The organism is Roseivirga seohaensis (assembly GCF_001592945.1).
GTDB lineage: Bacteria > Bacteroidota > Bacteroidia > Cytophagales > Cyclobacteriaceae > Roseivirga > Roseivirga seohaensis.
Genome location: NZ_LRPB01000019.1, coordinates 1 through 675, shown reverse-complemented (window position 1 = coordinate 675; position 675 = coordinate 1). Strand labels below are relative to the sequence as shown.

Below are 675 nucleotides of genomic sequence, written 5' to 3'. Positions count from 1 at the left end.
GTTTCTAATGTGTGAAGAGCTGTAGTTGTATGACATGTAAGCAAAGAATGAAGAGAAGTAAGTTCCTTGGTCAGGAATAATACGGCTCGACCAAATCCAACCAGTTGCACTATAATTGTTGAAACCTTCTTGGATTTGCGCTGCAGAAGTTAAAGGGAAACCTTGTCTTGCAGCTTGTGCATAAGTAATGGCATTGTTCCACTCTCCTTTAGTCAAATAAACCCTTGCAAACATACCGTTTACAACGTTTTTGCTGATTTGAGATTTGTCAGAGGATGTTACTGAAGAGGCATTTAAGCTTTGTAAAGCAGTAGTAAGGTCAGCTTCAATTTGAGCATAAACTTGGTCTACTGTTGAGCGAGCTTTTGCTTCGCCAAGGTTGTTCAAGTCATCAAGGTTGATAACAATACCCAACTGATCATTGGCCTGTCCTGCTTTGTATCTTTCAGCATAAAGCTGAACAAGCATGTAGTGCCCGAAAGCTCTGTAGAAATAAGCCTGACCTTTGATGTTGTTCTTCTCATCATCACTTCCTTCTACGTTGTCAATTGAATTGATAATGTTGTTGGCATTAACAATAATTGTGTAGTAGAAATTGTAAGTCTGATTTACTAAAGAACTTGTGTTAGATCTGTGCTCAAGCCATTGGTGAACGGCAATAAACCAACCAGAACC

Annotated in this window: 1 protein-coding gene; it reads right to left on the bottom strand. The window is 39.3% G+C overall.

Annotated features, from left to right (window positions below; all coding sequences use genetic code 11):
• Window positions 1-675 (bottom strand): RagB/SusD family nutrient uptake outer membrane protein (locus AWW67_RS06390; RefSeq protein ID WP_141655393.1); only part of this gene is annotated, 675 nt, incomplete at both ends.